This is a genomic window from Algibacter sp. (assembly GCF_029245835.1).
GTDB lineage: Bacteria > Bacteroidota > Bacteroidia > Flavobacteriales > Flavobacteriaceae > Algibacter_B.
In genome coordinates, this window is record NZ_JAQWOO010000029.1 from 18721 (window position 1) to 37582 (window position 18862).

Consider the following 18862-nt stretch of genomic DNA (forward strand, 5'->3'; position numbering starts at 1 on the left):
CTTCCGTAAACTTCTTTACGAAATAATGGCTGACTCTTCTAACAGATTACTATATTGATGCCCTTGGATGACGACGACCTGTAGAATCTAAACTTCTATGAGAATATGTGTTTATAAGACCTAAACAATATCCATCTTCTTCAATAAAAACGACGCGTTCATATTTTGGCAAATGCCCGCTTTTAAAGTATAATCAAAGTGAAGTTCGTCTTTAATTATTTCAGCATCAAAATAATAGTTTTTCACCTCGTCGAGTTCTTTTTCTATTTCACATAAACTTAAATCGTGTGTCGCTATAATCCCTGTAGCATTCGAAGCAACTAATTTTTCAACAAACTTTCTGGAGCCAATAGCCTTATCTGTACTGTTGGTTCCTTTTAAAATTTCATCTAAAACAATGAAGTAAGGCTCTTTTTGAATGGCATCAACAATAAATTTAAGTCGTTTTAATTCTGAAAAGAAATACGAACTATCATCTGTTAAAGAATCTGATGTTCGCATACTCGTAATCAATTTTACTGGTGAATATTTACTAGATTTTGCGCAAATTGGTAGCCCAACATTCGCCATGACAATATGTAAAGACACTGTTCTTAAAAAGGTACTTTTACCCGCCATATTAGCGCCTGTAACAATAAAAAACTGTTCATCTTCTATTGTTACATGACTATCAACACGTTTTTCTTTATTTAATAATGGATGCCCTAAATGTTCAGCTTTTATAACCGAACCGTTATTTACTATTTCTGGAAATACAAAATCAGGGTGGTTATAGGCATAATTTCCTAATGAGTTATAAGCATCAAAAAAAGAAACCACTTCAAACCAATCAGATACCTTATTTCCATATTGTTCAATCCATTTTTCAATTTGATAACTATTTTTTATATCCGTTAGAAAATAACCATTGCCGAAAATAGCGCCTATTAAGTTATTCCGGTTATCTAAAGCATCTAAAGCCTTTGAAAATGCTTTAAAAATGTCGGAAGCTTTTTTGTCACCAGACTGAATTTGTTTCTGCTTTTCCTTTAATAATTTCGAAGAAAACGTTTCATTTTCAATCAAATCTAACAACGATGCATATTGACGAAAGGTATCTCGAATTTTATCTGTATTACTAGCCAATACATTTATTTTTTTAAGATAACGGCCAGTAATACCTAGGCCTAATAACAACCAATAACCTATTAAAGTCTGATGTTCAACAACTCCAAAAACAATAAGTAAAAATAAGGTTATTGAAAACAAAGTAAATACCATAGGTATCCACGACATCCCTTTTGGTAGAAATAATTTATGATTTTGCAACCACGTTAAAATATGTTTTGTAGGAGTTTCAACAACAACTAAATTGGAATTTGCCGAATAATATTGACGCCATTCTATTTTTAAGCTCAGTTCTTTAATCGCTTCTTGACGCTTTTCAATATCATTAATATTGTTTGCTTTTAGAGCATTTACTAATGTATGTGTGCCTTCATTTATGGTAGTTCTATTCATAAATTGGAAAAACGAACCACGCCCAAACAAATCAATATCTAAACTATAAAAATGACTAGAATCTTGAAACTGAAGCCCTTCATCTCTATCATGAAAATCTCCTGAGGCTATTTTAATTTCTTCCTCATTAATATGTACCAAGGCCTTATTAAAACTATGTTTTCGTTTAAAATTAGTGTATTTTGAAAGTAAGTAAATAAATAAGACCACCCCTAAAACGCCAATGGAAATAGCTATTTGCCACTGCTTAAAAAACATATAAACTCCAAAACCTGTTCCTAAAAACACCAATAAACGCAAAGTACTAAGCGTTGTCATTTGCTTATACAACTTTTTAGCTTCAGCTTCATAGGCTTTTGAATGCACTTTATAATATTCTAACGGGTTTTTCATTTTAAATTTTAATGAATATAAAGAAACAAAAAAGCCCTAAAGTAGTTCAGAGCTTTTTAAATTGTATTTATTGAAATAATTTTAATCTCGTCCTCCAAAAACTTGAAATCCCCAATACACTAAATTCGCTAAGGCACCAATGGCAGCAACTAAGTACGTTCTAGCTGCCCATTTAAGAGCATCTTCAGAACCTGAATATTCTTCTTGCGAAACCATGTTTTTATTTTTCAACCATGCCAATGCACGATTACTAGCATCATACTCTACAGGTAAAGTTATGAAACTAAATAAGGTAGCGAACCCCATCATAGCCAAACCTGCAATAGCTATCCAATAACCAAATCCCACTTGAGCGGCAGCGCCTAATACTATTCCGCCAATAACGACCCATTGAGACATTCCAGAAGTAACACTAACAACTGGCACTAAAGCAGAACGCATTTTTAACCACTCGTAAGCTTGTGCATGTTGTACAGCATGTCCGCATTCATGAGCTGCAACAGCTGCCGCAGCAGCATTACGCTGATTATAAACAGACTCACTTAAATTTACCGTTTTATTTTTTGGGTTATAATGGTCTGTTAATTGCCCTGGAGTCGAAATCACCTCAACATCTCTAATGCCATGATCTGCTAACATTTTTTCAGCAATTTCAGCACCGCTTAAACCATTACGCAATTGTACTTTAGAGTATTTAGCAAACTTCTTTTTTAAGGTGCTACTCACTAACCAACTTACTAAGGCTACAGCACCAAGTAATATATAATATCCTAACATTTTTTTTAATTTTAAAATTCTAATTAAATATAGCAAAAATAACGCCAATTACAATCAACTGTCATTCCGTCAAAAAACTATTCTTTCTTACTATATTTTATTTTAAGTAAAATAAGTACAAGTATTAATGATGACGTAATAATATTGGCAATAAGCATCGACAAGCTATTCATGTAAATACCGTAAAGAAGCCACAAAAACACACCTGTAAACATGACTAAATACATGGTTAGCGATATCGCCTCAACATTTTTTGTTTTCCACGTTTTATATACCTGAGGAACAAACGCCGATGTTGTTAAAAAAGCTGCTATAAATCCTATAATTTCAATGGCGTCTATTTCAAACATTAGCCTACAATATTTACAATTTTACCAGGAACAACAATCACTTTTTTAGGCGTTCGTCCTGCTAACTGTTCTTGTGTTTTTTCATGAGCTAAAACCGCTTTTTCAATATCATCCTTACTCAAATCCAAAGGTAATTCCATAGTAAAACGCATTTTACCATTAAACGAAATGGGGTAATTCTTGCTGCTCTCCACTAAATGACTCGCATCAAATTCTGGAAATGGCGCTGTGGAAATAGAACCACTATTTGCTAACTGACTCCATAACTCCTCAGCAATATGTGGCGCATAAGGGGATATTAAAACCAATAAAGGTTCTAATATTTCTTTTGAAGTACATTTTTGAGCCGTTAATTCATTAGCAGCAATCATAAACGTTGAAACCGATGTATTAAACGAAAAGTTCTCAATATCTTCCTGTACTTTCTTTATGGTTTTATGAAGCGTTTTTAAAGCCTCCCCTAACTCTTCCGAAGTTGGGGAACTCGAAACGTAAAAAGTTCCATTTTCTCCTTGATGGTATAGTTTCCATAGTTTTTTAAGGAAGTTATGCACTCCTGTTATACCGGCCGTATTCCAAGGCTTGTATTGCTCTAATGGGCCTAAAAACATTTCGTAGAGACGCAAACTATCTGCACCGTAATCTAAAACAATATCATCGGGGTTTACGACATTGAATTTAGATTTGGACATTTTTTCTACATCACGCCCTACTTTATAAACACCATTTTCTAAAATGAATTTTGCATCAGTATAATCCTCTCCAAATTCTGTATCAGATTTTAATCCTTCAATATCTAATTCATCGGAAGCGTTAACATATTTTACTTTAACATGAATTGGCTGAACTTTTTTACCTTCAATCAATCCTAAGGACAAATAATTATTTGTGCTTTCTTCTCTATAAACAAAAGCACTAGTCCCCAAAATCATCCCTTGGTTAATCAGTTTTTTAGCAAACTCATCATGGTTTACATAGCCTTTATCAAACATGAATTTTTGCCAAAAACGCGAGTATAATAAATGTCCTGTGGCATGCTCTGAACCTCCAATATATAAATCGACTTGTTGCCAATAATCAATCGCTTCTTTTGAGAAAATAGCATCGCCATTATTAGGGTCCATGTATCGATTAAAATATTGCGAACTTCCTGCCCACCCTGGCATGGTATTCAGCTCAAGTGCCCCACCTAGCCTCCCCAAAGGAGAGGAGTTTTCAAACTCATCTTTTGAAACGATTTCAGCTTTATCGCCATACTGCAACCAATGCCATTTTTTTGCGTTTCCTAGCGGCGGTTCTCCGGTTTCAGTTGGTAAGTATTTGTCAACTTCGGGTAATTCTAACGGTAAAAATTTCTCGTCTATCATTTGCGGCATTCCATGCGCATCATAATACACCGGAAAAGGCTCACCCCAATAACGTTGACGACTAAACACAGCATCACGTAAACGGTAGTTGGTTTTACCCTCACCTTGCCCAATCTGCTCCAATTCGTAAATAGCACGTTTGGTCGCTTTTTTATAATTCATCCCGTTCAGGAAATCACTATTTCCAATAACGGTTTTTTCTTTATCTGAAAACGCTTCTTCTGAAATATCAATCCCATCAAAAATATTAGGAATCGGAATATTAAAATACTTTGCAAAATCATAATCACGCTGGTCACCACATGGCACAGACATCACTGCTCCTGTTCCGTAACCTGCTAAAACATAATCGCCAATCCAAACAGGAATCGGTTCTTTGGTGAATGGATGTTCCGCATAAGCGCCTGTAAACACACCTGAAATGGTTTTTACATCTGCCATTCTATCGCGCTCGCTGCGTTTTGAAGATGCTATAATATAGGCTTCAACCTCTTCTTTTTGTTCTGGAGTTGTTATTTTTGATACTAATTCGTGTTCTGGAGCTAAAGTCATAAATGACACTCCAAAAATGGTGTCGGGTCTTGTTGTGAACACGTCAATTTTGTGAGATTGCTTCGTTCCACTCGCAATGACTTTAAAAGAGACCGACGCCCCAACCGATTTTCCAATCCAGTTACGCTGACTTTCTTTTAAAGAATCTGTCCAATCAATGGTATCTAGTCCTTGAAGTAATCGTTCTGCATAAGCCGAAATACGCATACTCCATTGGGTCATCTTCTTTCTAATTACAGGATGTCCGCCACGTTCTGAAACACCATTGACTATTTCATCATTGGCTAAAACCGTTCCTAATGCAGGACACCAGTTTACTTCGGTTTCAGCTAAGTATGTTAATCTGTATTGTAATAATATTTCTTGTTGTTTTTTGGAATCAAAAGCATTCCAATCATCAGCAGAAAAAGGTTCAATATTTTCATCACAAACCGCATTAACTTTTGCATTTCCTTCCGAAGCAAACACCTTTTCTAATTCTGAAATATCTTCAGCTTTGTCAGTATCAATATTAAACCAAGACTCAAACAACTGAATAAAAATCCATTGTGTCCATTTGTAATAACTTGGGTCTGATGTTCTCACTTCACGTGACCAATCAAATGAAAAACCAATTTGATCTAGTTGGCGACGATAGGTTTTAATGTTTTCGGCAGTAGTAATCGCAGGATGCTGACCTGTTTGAATAGCATACTGTTCCGCAGGTAATCCAAAACTATCATACCCTTGTGGATGCAATACATTAAATCCTTGATGACGCTTATATCGTGCATAAATATCTGACGCTATATAACCCAACGGATGCCCAACGTGCAAACCCGCACCACTTGGGTAAGGAAACATATCCAAAACATAATATTTTGGTTTATCGCTACCATTTATGGCTTTGAAAGTTTGATTATCCGCCCAATATTTTTGCCATTTGGCTTCTATGGCGTTGAAATTGTATTTCATCTCTTTCTAATATCTGAATGTCATTGCGAAGGAGGTACGACTGTGGCAATCCTTTTAAACATATTTAAATATTTAACAGATTCCCACGCTTCGCTCGGAATGACGAATTTGAAAGCGCAAATTTAAACTTATTATAACAATGTTGAAAGTTTAAACGTTGTAAAGAACAATCAATTAGAATACTTTATTATTTTTACGTCGTTAATCCAATAACTTTATGAGTTCATCATTTGAAAAGCATCAAAAACGAAAACTTATTTCTTCATATTTTTCAGTGGTGTTAAGTATTGCATTAGTCTTGTTTTTATTAGGATTGTTAGGCATGCTGATTTTAAATGCTAAGAAAGTTTCCGACCATTTTAAGGAGCAAGTTGTTGTAACGATTTATCTAAAAGACAGTGCTAAAGATGTTGAAACCAAACAGCTTGAAAAAAGTTTAGCCATGGCAGATTATGTAAAATCTACCGAATATGTATCTAAAGAACAGGCTGCCGAGTTTATGAAAGTTGAAAATGGTGAAGATTTTATGGACTTTGTAGGATATAATCCGCTGCAAAACTCTATTGATGTGCATTTAAAAGCAGATTTTGTAACCTCAGAACATCTTGAAAAAATTTCTGCGGAAGCGATAAACAAAAATTTTGTACAAGAAGTAACTTATGATAATGACTTGGTAAACCTTATGAACGACAACGTTAAGAAAATCAGTTTTTGGGTACTTATTATTAGTGGCATATTCACTTTAATTGCCGTTTTATTGATTAATAGCTCTATACGTTTGGCTGTTTATTCTAAGCGATTTACCATTAAAACGATGCAAATGGTTGGAGCAACAAAACAGTTTATTCGTCGCCCATTTGTTTGGAAGAGTGTACGCTTAGGGATGATTGGAGCATTTTTAGCGCTAATTGGAATGGCCATTGTTTTATATTATTTAAATAAAACATTTACTGAACTAGAATTACTTAGCAACCCTATTTTATTAGGCTTATTATTTGTTTTAATATTTGCTTTGGGCATTATAATTACTTGGATAAGCACACATTTTGCAACACAACGTTTCTTGAATTTAAAGACAGATGACTTGTATTACTAATATTTTATATAAATGTTACGGACCATTTTTCAATAAATGCGTTAATTTGCAATAATATTTCGACAAAGTTATGGGAGAAAAAAAACGAAAAGAAGCGGCAAAACCTGTTTTTGTATTTGGGAAGAAAAACTATAAATTCATGTTTATAGGTTTAGCCATTATTGCCCTAGGCTTTATTTTGATGGCTGGTGGTGGTAGTGATAACCCTAATGTTTTTAATCCTGAAATTTTTAGCTGGAGACGTATAAGACTCGCACCAACATTAATTTTAATTGGATTTGGTATTCAGATTTATGCTATTCTTTTGAATCCTGATAAAGAATAAATCCAAAATAAAACTTCGTTTTATTTTTAAACTACTCAATTTTAGTACTTTTGAATCATGGAAATAATTGATGCTGTAATTTTAGGTATTATTCAAGGCTTAACCGAATTTTTACCAGTTTCATCTAGTGGCCATTTAGAAATAGGTAAAGCCATTCTTGGTGATAACTCTCTGCCTAAAGAAAGTTTATTATTTACCGTTGTTTTGCATTTTGCAACGGCTTTAAGCACCATGGTGGTTTTTAGAAAAGATATTTTAGATCTGATCAAAGGTGCATTAAAATTTAAATGGAACGACGATTTGCAATTCATTTCTAAAATTGCGCTTTCCATGATTCCAGCTGCCTTAATAGGATATACTTTTGAGTCTGAATTTGCTGAATTGTTTGGAAACAATATTAAACTTGTGGGCTTCATGCTTATTATTACGGCTCTTTTACTCTATCTAGCAGATAAGGCAAAAAGTACTGATAAAAAAGTATCATTCTCTAATGCTTTAGTCATTGGTTTTGCGCAAGCCATTGCTATGTTACCGGGAATTTCGCGCTCTGGAGCCACCATTTCAACTTCTGTTTTATTAGGAAACGACAAAACTAAAGCAGCTCGTTTTTCGTTTTTAATGGTTGTTCCATTAATTTTTGGAAAAATTGCTAAAGACGTATTGAGTGGCAATTTAACCTATGACAGTGAAAGTTTCGCCGCCTTATCTATTGGTTTTATTGCCGCGTTTGTAGCTGGATTATTTGCTTGTACTTGGATGATTGCCCTTGTAAAGAAAAGTAAACTGACTTACTTTGCTATTTACTGTATTATTGTTGGTGTAAGTGCTATTATTTATGCTTCGTTAAATTAACAGATGAAAACTGTAGAAGATTATCTTTCCGGGCAAGTTTTACTAATTGACAAACCACTTAATTGGACGTCTTTTCAAGTAGTTAATAAACTGCGTTGGGAAATTCGTCAAGCCTTCAAAATAAAAAAAATAAAAGTTGGTCATGCAGGCACCTTAGATCCTTTAGCAACAGGTTTGCTGGTAATTTGTACTGGAAAAATGACCAAACAAATTGACACCTTTCAAGGACAAATAAAAGAGTATACGGGCACTTTTGTTTTAGGGAGTACAACACCATCATTTGATTTGGAAACTAAAATCAATGAAACCTTTTCAACAGAACACATTACTGAGGATTTAATTCAAAAAACAACCAAACAATTCATTGGTAAAATCCAACAATTTCCACCCGTGTTTTCAGCCTTAAAAAAAGATGGAAAACGGTTATATGAATTTGCAAGAGCAGGTGAACATGTAGACATTCCATCAAGAACGGTAACTATTTCAGAATTTGAAATCACTAAAATTAATGGCTTAACTATAGATTTTAGAGTGGTTTGTAGCAAAGGCACTTACATTCGTTCTTTAGCTAACGATTTTGGAAAAGCTTTAAATTCTGGGGCTCACTTATCTGTTTTACGACGTACAAAAATTGGAGCTTTTGATGTTGCTATTGCCACTTCCATTGAGGACTTTATTAAAAACTTAAGTTCGGAATAATTGTTGATACATTACTTGCTTCATCAAACCAACTCCTATGAAGCGGATGTTTATCTTACTTTATCTATTTTCACTCATTTCTTTGTATTCATTTTCTCAAATAAAAAAAGAAAAACCAAATGGTCTTTTTTATAAAGGTTCTTTAGCCACAACCCTAAGCGTGAATGAAGAAAACACTCTCTTTGCTGATGATGATGAACCTTTCTTTAATTTAAGTGCACTTTTTGTAAATAACACTTTAGGCTATCAATTTGACAAACGTACATCTATTGCTACTAACTTAGAATATAATTGGCATTCTCAACAAGGGCTTCACTTTGCACCTGCATATGTAAGTTTGCGTCATAATATTATTGTAGATGATGATAATATATTTGTTAGAGGCGGCTACGGAAGTCTTCTTGGAATAAGTAAAGACTTTGAAAAAGGTAACATGTATAAACTCGGTTTAGGTTTACAAACTGTTAATTTTGATAATGACAACTCTTTTCTAATTGGGTTAGATTTTACAAGAAAACGATTCGGTTACAGAACGTTAGAAGGCTTATCAAGTGTCTCAATTTTTATAGAATATATGTTTTTTTAATCTTTTTAACGTATTTTGCCGTATATACTAATACGATTTCCAATTTAAAAAAACCGTATTGAGCCTCAGTAATCAACATAAAGCCCTACTTATTACAATTCTAATTTCTGGAACTGTAGTACTCTCTGTTTTTAATTTGAGCCTTAAAAAACAGAGCGAATTTGCGTCTGAAAGTTACTATGAAATTGAGCCTGAAAAAGAATTAACTGAAGAAGAAGTTAAAATTCTTGAAGCATTAGACAAACTTAATAACACTAAGGTAGAAACCAATAAAGCCTTTAACGAAGCTGATCAAAACAAACACTTTGCGCAAGCTTACAAAACTATTGCACCACCTGAAGACTATGTGCCAAAATCCACTAATACTTCAGAAAATGAGGCTATAGCAAGAAAAGCTTATGCAGTTCCTGAAGATTCTAAATTAAATCAAGACGAATTATCAAAATTCAGCAAAGTGAATGATTTACTAAAACAACAACAATCAAAAGGAAGCAACGCTAAAAGTTCTATTCGGTTTTCTTTAGTTAATAGAAAAAAAATTCACATCCCTATTCCTGTTTATTTATGTGAGGAGGATGGCAAAATAGTAGTAAATATAACAGTAAATTCTGATGGCAGCGTAATAGATGCTTATGTAAACACCTCTTCAACATCAAATAATGAATGCTTAATTGAGCATGCCATTGACTATTCGAAAAAATCTCAATTTAGCAAAGACACTTCAAAAGAAACCCAAATAGGCTCCATTACATTCTTCTTTATTGGCAAGTAATAGGTTGGAGTTCACAAAGTATTTCAATAATATCTTCAATGACGTTTTGCCCTTTGTTTTTATTATACCAATGCTGTAAATCTTCTTTAAACTCAGGTGTTAATTGACCGTGTTTAGCCTTAAATCTATTTACATAGCTAGTAGCTTCAGTTGGTCTAGGCCCATAAGTATTTAAAACTTCTCCTGTTTCATTATCAATCATAATAACTTTAGCTATAGCCCTACCGCCTTTGGTTAAAAACATATCCATAAGTTCTAAATTATCGTCGCGAAGCACTATTTTAATATCAATATTGGCATTTAATTCTGCAATTTTATTGAGCGCAGGTATTACATGGGCTGCATCACCACACCAACTTTCTGTAATAACTAACCACGTTATGGGTTGAGTAAATTCTCTTAATCTTTGTTGATCTTCTTCAGATACTTTTATGGTTTTATCCCAACGCTTCATCCGTCTATCATTAAGGAATGTATAGTTCGCTAACGCTTCTGTTTTCTCTAATCCTGAATTCGAATTTTCTTCAGCTAATTGCTTTACTAAGACTCTATAATCTTGATAAGAGATACTACGTTTAATACTTTGTGCAATAATAGGATTCATAATATTTATTTTTTAAAAAAAATCTTCTAAAACAAAATTAATATGTTGAAGTTTTAATTAAGGTGATATTTGTCATACTTTTACTTTAAACCTTACAACCAGAGTATAATATGTTAATAATTAAAGTGTAATATGAAAAAACAAAGATGCGGATGGTGCGAAGGAGACAATTTGTATGAAGCCTATCATGATATGGAATGGGGCGTCCCTGTTTATGATGATAATACCTTGTTTGAATTTTTAATATTAGAAACTTTTCAGGCTGGTTTAAGTTGGATAACGATTTTACGCAAGCGTGAGAATTTCAGAAAAGCATTTGATAATTTTGATTATAAGAAAATAGCCAACTACCAACAAAGTAAAATTGATACTTTACTACAAGATGCAGGAATCATCAGAAATAAACTAAAAGTAAATGCAACAGTTAGTAATGCTCAAGCTTTTATGAGGGTTCAAGAAGAATTTGGTAGTTTTAGCAAATATATCTGGGGCTTTACTGATGGAAAACCAATTAAAAACCAACTAAAAACTTATACAGATGCCCCAGCAAACATGCCTCTTAGTGACACTATTAGTAAAGACTTAAAAAAGCGAGGTTTTAAATTTGTAGGTTCCACAGTTGTTTATGCACATATGCAAGCTACTGGTATGGTAAATGATCATGAAATTAATTGTTTTAGATATGAAGAGGTTTAATACGTTTATGTTTTGCATGTTTTTCTCATTTTGTTTTTCTCAAAACAAAGATGAATATGAAGCGCGTATAAATCTTAAAGAATTTCCAGAAAGGACTAAAAGCTATTTTAATTTTATTTCTTACGATGCTAAGTATTTGAAATTTTACAAAGAAATTGATAATGAAAAGCAAAGTTTTGAAGCAAAATTCAAAATTAATAAATTGCACTATAGTGTCGAGTTTGATACTCTTGGAAACCTAGAAGACCTGGAAATTGTTATCAAAAAAAAGTTCATCTCTAAAGAAATATTCAAGCAAATTGATTTTTACTTTAATTCAAATTTTAAGAAAACACGAATTATTAAAATTCAAAAACAATATGTAAATTATACTGATAAAAGTGACAAGTATTTTATTCAGCATATTGTAAAAAATCCAAACAATAAACATACTCACTTTGAAATTATTGCTGAAACAAAAACAGAAAAGAAGCATGAGTTGAGAGAATTTACGTTTGACCGAAACGGTTTATTTCAAAAATCCAGATTAGTAACCTCTTCTTCTTACGAGCATGCGTTGTATTAATTTATTTTTAACACTAGTACTTTGTTTCTCTAGTTTTAATGCTATTTCGCAAATTGATTTTAGCACATTAGGAGAATCTGCCTTATCCATTAACCATAAGGTTTCAAAAGAATACAGCATTAATTTTGCTTTTAGAAGTCGGTATTTTTTGTATAATCATAAGACTGTTCAATACCTACAACAGCAAGTTGATTTTTATCATTTTTCTACATTTAAATTAAACTATAGCCACAAATTAAGTTTTGGAGTGTATTACAGAAATAGAGATTGGTTTGAAACTGGTAGCGATGAGTTACGTTTTACACAACAATTTAACTATACAAAACAAAAGCTTGGTGTGCGTTACGGACATCGTTTTAGAGCAGAACAACGCATTTTAGAGAACCTAACTATTTTTAGGCAACGCTATCGGTTTGCAGTAGACTTCCCTTTGAATGGAGAAAAACTAGATATTGGCGAAACTTATTTAGTAAGTGCCATTGAAAGTTTATTAAGTTTAAGTAAAACCGAAAAATTTGAGACCGATATTAGAATTTCTGCACAAATAGGATGGCAAATTACCCAAGACTTAAAACTTCAAACAGGTTTAGAGCATCGATTAGAAGCTTTTAATTTAATTGCTAAAAATAATTTATTTGTATTAACCTCAGCCATTTTAAAGATTTAAACTTAGTTTCCTTTGTGCATAATCAAGCTATTGGTATGGTAAATGATTGTGTAGTTGGATGTTTTAGACACGACAAGAAAAACAAATATATTTTAGGATAATTCCATAAATGCGATTCTTTCACTTAAAATCTCAAACTAATAATTAAATCTCCTTTTTATAAGGAACTAAATCTAATATTTTCTGCATTGCTTCAAGTCTTGCAGAACTTTTTCTATTGGCTTTAATAATTATCCAAGGCGAGATTTCTGTATTTGTTTTAGCAAACATTCGATTCTTATAATCTGTATAAGAATCCCAAAGTCTAATGGCTTGCTGATCAACTTTACTTAATTTCCATTTCTTTATTGGACTTGTTTTAATATCGTCAAAACGTTTTTTTTGTTCAGTTTTTGAAATTGAAAAATAGAATTTTATAACACGTATTCCAGATTCGATTATCATACGTTCAAAATCATTTACCTGATTCATGAAAATGTTATATTCTTCTTCGGTACAAAATCCGTTCACTGGTTCTACAACCGCCCGATTATACCAACTTCTATCAAAAAAGACGATTTTACCTTCTCTTGGTAAATTATTTATGTAACGCTGAAAATACCATTCTCCTTGCTCTTCGTCTGTGGGTTTTGGCAAGGCTACTACTTTAAATTCACGTGGATTTAGATGTTGTGTAATACGACGAATGGCACCCCCTTTCCCTGCGGCATCGCGTCCTTCAAAAATGATTACAACTTTTTCGTTGTTTGTCTCAACCCACTGCTGTAACTTAATGAGCTCGCCTTGTAATTTTTTTAATTTACTTTCGTAGTTCATTATCCGAACAGCTTTTACAGGCGTCATCCCATCTTCTAATAAAAAATATTTTAAGCCTTTTTTAGAATTTAGCTGTTTTAAACTTTTATCTGATAATTTTTGCATGTCTTAATCAATTTGTTTTATCATTCTATGATAGCGTTGAACAACATTTGGATCTGGCAGAATAGTCGTTCCTGAGTTGCCCTTCCCTTCATAATTAAATTTAGAAAGTACGTGCCTCATGCTTTCTAACCGTGCTTCTTTTTTATTATTGGTTTTAATAATAATCCAAGGGCTAAATGAAGTATGTGTTTTACTATACATTTGCTCTTTAAAATAGGTGTACTTGTCCCAAAGTATTTGGCCTTGTTTATCTACCTCACTAAATTTCCATTCTTTTAATGGATTTGCCATTCTGGAATTAAAACGTCTTTCCTGTTCGTCTTTAGAGATTGAAAACCAAAATTTAATTATAATAACTCCATCTTCATAAAGCATATGCTCAAATTCGGTTACCTGGACCATAAACTTATTATACGCTTCTTCATTACAGAAACCCATAACAGGCTCCACAACAGCCCGATTGTACCAACTTCTGTCAAAAAAAACAAGTTCTCCAGGATCTGGTAATTCTTTAATATATCGTCTAAAATACCATTGACCTCTCTCTACATCGGTTGGTTTTGTAAGTGCAACCACTCGCATGGACCGTGGATTTAAATGCTCTGTAAATCTACGTATTGCACCACCTTTCCCAGCGGCATCTCGCCCTTCGAATAAAATGCAAACACGCTTATTATGTTTTGCAACCCATTGCTGTAAATCGACCAATTCTGCCTGAAGTTTAAGTAGTTCTTTTTCGTAATTAACAGAATACAGAATGCCATTATAGGCTTCTTCTGGTAATTTATCTTTAAGGATTTTTAGAAATTCTTCTTTATTATTTCCTTTTTGGAAATCGTCTCGTGTAAGCATATATTTATAAATAAGGCACTAATATCAACAATTTTTTATGCATTTAATATGACTTTTATCAATTTATTATGGATAAGAACTCTGCTCTAGAAATCTCCTCAGCTCCCAAACTTTGCAAGTGATTGGTGTAAACCTGACAATCTATAAGTTTGTAATCCGTATTCTGAACAAACGAAATAAATCCAACTTTACTAGCATTGCTTTCTTTAGTAAACATACTTTCACCACAAAACACACCATTACTTATATCAACACCATAAAGCCCTCCAACTAAACTATCATCTTTCCAAACTTCAACAGACTTGGCATAGCCTAATTCATGAAGATTTGTATACGCTTCAATCATCGTATCTGTAACCCAAGTACTTTCTTGTCCGTTTCGTTTCACAAAAGCACATTCGGAAATTACCGCTTTAAAATCCTTATTTACAGTAATCTTATAATCTCGATTTCTCATGATTTGTTTCATGCTTTTTGAAACTTTTAGTTTTTCTGGAAACAAAACAAATCGGGGATCTGGAGACCACCACAAAATTGGCTCATCAGTTTCAAACCATGGAAAAACCCCCTTTTTATAAGCTAGCAGTAACCGCTCAGTAGACAAATCGCCTCCAACAGCTAATAAGCCTTCTGGAGTAGCTTTATTAACATCTGGAAACCATATATTTTCATTTAGGTAATGCATTTGGAGTCAATTTAAAAAACCTCAACGTTAAATTAAACATTGAGGTTTATTTTATGAGATTTGTGTTTTTACGAGAATTACAAAAATTTATATTTTAGATAATTTTCATGACCCCTTCCGTCTTTTGATTCCTTAGAATCAAAAGACACCTTACCTTAAAAAAGGAAGGCGTTTTTTTAAATTAAAACGGTAAATCGTCGTGATCTTCTTCTTTTAAATCGCCTGCAGGCTCAAAAGCATCTGCTGGCGGTACTGGGGGCATGTTTTCGCCTCCTGCCTCAGATTGTAATGCTTCTATTCTCCATCCTTGAATAGAGTTAAAATATTTAGTCTCCCCTTGAGGGTTAACCCATTCTCTACCACGTAAATTAATGTTTATTTTAACTTGTTGCCCTACTTTATAGCTGTTTAGCAAATCTGTTTTATCTTGAACAAATTCCACCATGATGTGCTGTGGGTATTGCTCTTCAGTTGTTACTACAACTTCTCTTTTTCTAAACCCATTACTTCCAAAAGTTTGAGTTTCTCCAACCATTTTTATTCTTCCTTGAACTTCCATGTATTCGTAATTAATTATTTACTTTGTTATTAATTATTCTCTAAAATTATTTTTTAACTACTCTAAGATAGTAATATTTTCCATGCACTTTCAATATCTCCAAAACTGAGATAGTTACGTGCCAGTTTATGTTTTTCTCTATGTGTTGCCGTTTTGATATTTGGATATCTCCCTCCTACTTCTTCAACAAAAGCATTTACACTTTCTTCATTTGGTAATGCTTTAATATTTGCCAACATTCCTAAATTATTTCCTGTTAAAATCATGCTGTTTTTAACATGGTCTGGAAAAGCATCAACACCAATCCCTATGGTTGAAAGTGGTTTTGGTATTTCAAAAAAACCTTCTTTAGCACGACTGTAATAACTGCCTCCTGCTCTAGCTACTAAATCTATTTTTTTTTGGTCGATAGCCTCATTATCATCAAGTACCTCTTCATCAATATGTAGTTTAACCACTTCACATATAATTAAATTTCCAGCACCTCCCTCAGTTCCTAATTTAATAATGTCATTTACTCTACACTCAAACTGCACTGGTGCTTCACCAACTCTAAATGGCTTTACGATATCCGACTTAAGCATAGTTAATCCTGATTTCTCAAACTCATTAACCCCCTCAGGATACTCTGTACTACTTAATGACATTTGATGCACCATATCAAAATTCACCACGTTAATAACTACTTCTTTTGTGGCTTCAGCATTTATTAAAGTATGCTTAATCGTATTATCTCTTATGCGTCTAGCAGGAGAAAAAATTAGTATTGGTGGATTTGCACTAAATACATTAAAAAAACTAAATGGTGACAAGTTTGGGTTTCCATCAGCATCAACTGTACTTGCAAAGGCTATAGGTCTTGGCGCTACAGCACTCAACAAATAACCGTGTAATTTACTGGTTGATAAGCTTTTTGGATCTAATGACAGCATTCGCCTTTATAATTTTAACAAATGTAATTAATCTATAACGCATCTAAAAACAGACTTACTAACAACTTGGACAATAATATTAACAGATTTGCATTATATTACAAGTTAATACCAATTTAGTACAAATGATTTTTACAAAACATAGTAATGCTTTCCGTTGGATAATTATTATTACCTCCTTTGCCATTGTTTCTCTTATTCTATGGAAAACATATGAGTTTTTTCAGCATTTTAAAGATGAGGAGCGTAACAAAATGGAAAATTGGTCTTTTGCACAAACCGAGTTTGTTAATTCTGATACAAACACCAATTTAAATCTTACGCTTAAAATTTTAAACAGTAATACTTCTACGCCTATGATTGTTGTAGATAAAGAAGGGAATTTAAGTAGCTCAAATAATATTGATGAAAACAAAATTAAAGACGCTTTATATGTTAAAAAACTAATTGAGATATTTAAAGGCGAAAACAAACCTATTGAAATAAGATATCAAGGTGAAATTTACTCCACCATATATTACGGAAACTCACCCTTATTAAATAAACTAAAATATTACCCCTTAGCATTAATACTTATTGTTGTTTTATTTGGGGCTGTAATTTTCTTTTTTTACAGTAGTAATAAAAATGCTACTCAAAACAAATTATGGTCTGGTATGGCCAAAGAAACAGCACATCAAATTGGCACACCTTTATCCTCTTTAATTGGTTGGACTGAACTATTAAAAACGGAACATATAAATCCAGAATATATTACTGAAATGGAAAAAGACGTAAACCGTTTAAGCACCATTGCAGAACGTTTTAGCAAAATAGGATCTTTGCCTACTTTAGAAAAAGCTGATATTATAAAGGAAACTATAGAGGCTTATGATTACTTAAAAACGCGGTCATCAAAACTTATTGATTTTGAACTTATAGTCCCTAAAGGTGAAATTCCAGTAAATCTAAATAAACAATTATACAGTTGGACTATTGAAAACCTAGTAAAAAATGCCATTGATGCCATGAAAGGAAGAGGAAAACTTACCGTTGAAATTTCGCAACTTGAAAATGATGTAAAAGTTAGTGTTACAGATACTGGAAAAGGCATTTTAAAAAAACATTTTAACACCATTTTTGAACCCGGTTATACAACAAAAAAGCGTGGTTGGGGCTTAGGTTTATCTCTATCTAAACGTATTATTGAAGATTTCCATAACGGAAAGATTAAAGTTTTACAATCTGAAAAAGAAAAAGGTAGTACCTTACAAATAAGTTTAAAACGTGCACTATAAAGAATTTCTGGTATCCAAATTCTTTATTTAAATTTCCGTTTTTTTCAGGAATAACAATTCCAAAGGAAACCACAAGGCGAAAGATTAGTATGTTTTTTTTAACTAAACACTAATTTGTATGGATGAAAAACTAATTGATGTTAAAGAAGTGGCACTAAAAAATAATTGTCCGGAGTGTTTTAGTAAAGATGGTTTACGCTTAACTTTTAAACAAAAAATAAAAGAAACGAAATACTACAAATCGGTAACTTCTGTGATACACCATGAGATTTCTTGTAACACATGTAAATCTGTAATTTACCCTGTGCAATGGACGGATGATATTGATCGTGTTTTTGAATATCAGAAAAAGGCTTTCAACCCAAATAAGCCCTCAACATATTTAAAAAAAGTGTCTTGGATTGCCCTTGGAATAACTACAGCAATAATTATTCTTATAGTATTTTTAATATTTTATATGAATTTATAATTGCGCTTTGATAGCTTTTGCTAAAGCCTCAAATTCTTCTGAAGATAATTTTACTTTCTGAATAAATCGTGCATCATCCATAGAGTGCAATGGAATTAAATGCACGTGTGCATGCGGCACTTCTAAACCAATAACGCTTATGCCAATGCGCTTACAAGGCACTACTTTTTTTAAGCCCAAAGCAACCGTTCTTGAAAAACTCATTAAGCCAGTATAAGTGGCTTCATCTAAATCGAAAATTTTGTCGACTTCTTTTTTTGGAATACAAAGCGTATGTCCTTTAGCATTTGGATTCACATCAAGAAATGCCAAAAAATCGTCAGTCTCTGCTATTTTATAACAGGGCATTTCGCCGTTTACTATTTTTGTGAATATGGAAGCCATATGTTTTCTGAGACCTTTCAGGTTTTTA

General features: G+C 32.9%; 22 protein-coding genes. 11 read left to right on the top strand and 11 right to left on the bottom strand.

The window, feature by feature from the left end:
* Window positions 1-120 precede the first annotated feature (120 nt).
* The 4 genes from P8K68_RS04455 to leuS form a co-directional block, all read right to left on the bottom strand.
* Window positions 121-1893: a DNA mismatch repair protein MutS gene (locus tag P8K68_RS04455; protein WP_300248452.1), complete on the bottom strand. Its 1773-nt coding sequence runs from the start codon at window positions 1891-1893 to the stop codon at window positions 121-123.
* Window positions 1894-1974: 81 nt separating this feature from the next.
* Entirely contained in the window at window positions 1975-2670 is a 696-nt protein-coding gene (locus P8K68_RS04460; RefSeq protein ID WP_300248453.1) for a zinc metallopeptidase, read from the bottom strand.
* Window positions 2671-2747: 77 nt separating this feature from the next.
* A complete protein-coding gene (locus tag P8K68_RS04465) occupies window positions 2748-3020 on the bottom strand; it encodes a SemiSWEET transporter (RefSeq protein WP_300248454.1) in 273 nt (90 codons plus the stop codon).
* Window positions 3020-5893: a leucine--tRNA ligase gene (gene leuS / locus P8K68_RS04470; RefSeq protein ID WP_300248455.1), complete on the bottom strand. Its 2874-nt coding sequence runs from the start codon at window positions 5891-5893 to the stop codon at window positions 3020-3022. Before leuS ends, P8K68_RS04465 begins: the two co-directional genes overlap by 1 nt.
* Window positions 5894-6110: 217 nt before the next feature.
* On the opposite strand from leuS, the gene P8K68_RS04475 reads away from it, so the two are divergent.
* From P8K68_RS04475 to P8K68_RS04500, 6 genes are all read left to right on the top strand, one after another.
* Window positions 6111-6989 (top strand): permease-like cell division protein FtsX, encoded by an 879-nt coding sequence (locus P8K68_RS04475; protein WP_300248456.1) that lies wholly within the window; start codon window positions 6111-6113, stop codon window positions 6987-6989.
* A 70-nt stretch (window positions 6990-7059) separates the two neighbouring features.
* Window positions 7060-7314: a DUF3098 domain-containing protein gene (locus P8K68_RS04480; protein WP_300248457.1), complete on the top strand. Its 255-nt coding sequence runs from the start codon at window positions 7060-7062 to the stop codon at window positions 7312-7314.
* Between the two features lie 57 nt (window positions 7315-7371).
* A complete protein-coding gene (locus tag P8K68_RS04485; protein ID WP_300248458.1) occupies window positions 7372-8166 on the top strand; it encodes an undecaprenyl-diphosphate phosphatase in 795 nt (264 codons plus the stop codon).
* 3 nt (window positions 8167-8169) lie between these two features.
* On the top strand, window positions 8170-8865 hold the full coding sequence (gene truB / locus P8K68_RS04490) for a tRNA pseudouridine(55) synthase TruB (RefSeq protein ID WP_300248460.1): 696 nt from the start codon (window positions 8170-8172) through the stop codon (window positions 8863-8865).
* Between the two features lie 37 nt (window positions 8866-8902).
* Window positions 8903-9451, top strand: a complete 549-nt coding sequence (locus tag P8K68_RS04495) for a hypothetical protein (RefSeq protein ID WP_300248461.1) — start codon at window positions 8903-8905, stop codon at window positions 9449-9451.
* A 58-nt stretch (window positions 9452-9509) separates the two neighbouring features.
* Complete coding sequence (locus P8K68_RS04500) at window positions 9510-10223, top strand: hypothetical protein (protein ID WP_300248462.1); 714 nt, start codon at window positions 9510-9512, stop codon at window positions 10221-10223.
* Here the strand turns inward: P8K68_RS04500 and P8K68_RS04505 are convergent.
* Entirely contained in the window at window positions 10210-10827 is a 618-nt protein-coding gene (locus P8K68_RS04505) for a thioredoxin family protein (protein WP_300248463.1), read from the bottom strand. The two genes, P8K68_RS04500 and P8K68_RS04505, sit on opposite strands and share 14 nt — an antisense overlap.
* 132 nt (window positions 10828-10959) lie before the next feature.
* Between P8K68_RS04505 and P8K68_RS04510 the strand changes: the two genes are divergently transcribed.
* From P8K68_RS04510 to P8K68_RS04520, 3 genes are read left to right on the top strand one after another with little or no spacing between them, the layout of a single operon-like run.
* Entirely contained in the window at window positions 10960-11523 is a 564-nt protein-coding gene (locus P8K68_RS04510; RefSeq protein ID WP_300248464.1) for a DNA-3-methyladenine glycosylase I, read from the top strand.
* Complete coding sequence (locus tag P8K68_RS04515; RefSeq protein ID WP_300248465.1) at window positions 11489-12088, top strand: hypothetical protein; 600 nt, start codon at window positions 11489-11491, stop codon at window positions 12086-12088. Before P8K68_RS04510 ends, P8K68_RS04515 begins: the two co-directional genes overlap by 35 nt.
* Window positions 12075-12755, top strand: a complete 681-nt coding sequence (locus P8K68_RS04520; RefSeq protein ID WP_300248466.1) for a DUF2490 domain-containing protein — start codon at window positions 12075-12077, stop codon at window positions 12753-12755. The genes P8K68_RS04515 and P8K68_RS04520 overlap by 14 nt, the downstream gene beginning before the upstream one ends.
* A gap of 144 nt (window positions 12756-12899) precedes the next feature.
* Here the strand turns inward: P8K68_RS04520 and ppk2 (P8K68_RS04525) are convergent, their stop codons facing one another.
* The 5 genes from ppk2 (P8K68_RS04525) to P8K68_RS04545 all read right to left on the bottom strand — a co-directional run bounded on the left by ppk2 (P8K68_RS04525) (window position 12900) and on the right by P8K68_RS04545 (window position 16704).
* Entirely contained in the window at window positions 12900-13676 is a 777-nt protein-coding gene (ppk2, locus tag P8K68_RS04525) for a polyphosphate kinase 2 (RefSeq protein WP_300248467.1), read from the bottom strand.
* Between the two features lie 3 nt (window positions 13677-13679).
* A complete protein-coding gene (ppk2, locus tag P8K68_RS04530; RefSeq protein ID WP_300248468.1) occupies window positions 13680-14528 on the bottom strand; it encodes a polyphosphate kinase 2 in 849 nt (282 codons plus the stop codon).
* A gap of 58 nt (window positions 14529-14586) precedes the next feature.
* Complete coding sequence (gene aat / locus P8K68_RS04535; protein WP_300248469.1) at window positions 14587-15213, bottom strand: leucyl/phenylalanyl-tRNA--protein transferase; 627 nt, start codon at window positions 15211-15213, stop codon at window positions 14587-14589.
* 181 nt (window positions 15214-15394) lie between these two features.
* A complete protein-coding gene (locus P8K68_RS04540; RefSeq protein ID WP_300248470.1) occupies window positions 15395-15772 on the bottom strand; it encodes a DUF3127 domain-containing protein in 378 nt (125 codons plus the stop codon).
* 62 nt (window positions 15773-15834) lie between these two features.
* On the bottom strand, window positions 15835-16704 hold the full coding sequence (locus P8K68_RS04545; RefSeq protein WP_300248471.1) for a flavin reductase family protein: 870 nt from the start codon (window positions 16702-16704) through the stop codon (window positions 15835-15837).
* 125 nt (window positions 16705-16829) lie between these two features.
* On the opposite strand from P8K68_RS04545, the gene P8K68_RS04550 reads away from it, so the two are divergent.
* Both P8K68_RS04550 and P8K68_RS04555 read left to right on the top strand, forming a co-directional pair.
* A complete protein-coding gene (locus P8K68_RS04550) occupies window positions 16830-17981 on the top strand; it encodes a HAMP domain-containing sensor histidine kinase (protein ID WP_300248473.1) in 1152 nt (383 codons plus the stop codon).
* 118 nt (window positions 17982-18099) lie between these two features.
* Window positions 18100-18450, top strand: coding sequence for a hypothetical protein (locus P8K68_RS04555; RefSeq protein WP_300248474.1), 351 nt, complete (start codon window positions 18100-18102; stop codon window positions 18448-18450).
* Here P8K68_RS04555 and P8K68_RS04560 read toward each other — a convergent pair.
* Window positions 18445-18834, bottom strand: a complete 390-nt coding sequence (locus P8K68_RS04560; protein ID WP_300248475.1) for an HIT family protein — start codon at window positions 18832-18834, stop codon at window positions 18445-18447. The two genes, P8K68_RS04555 and P8K68_RS04560, sit on opposite strands and share 6 nt — an antisense overlap.
* Between the last annotated feature and the right edge of the window lie 28 nt (window positions 18835-18862).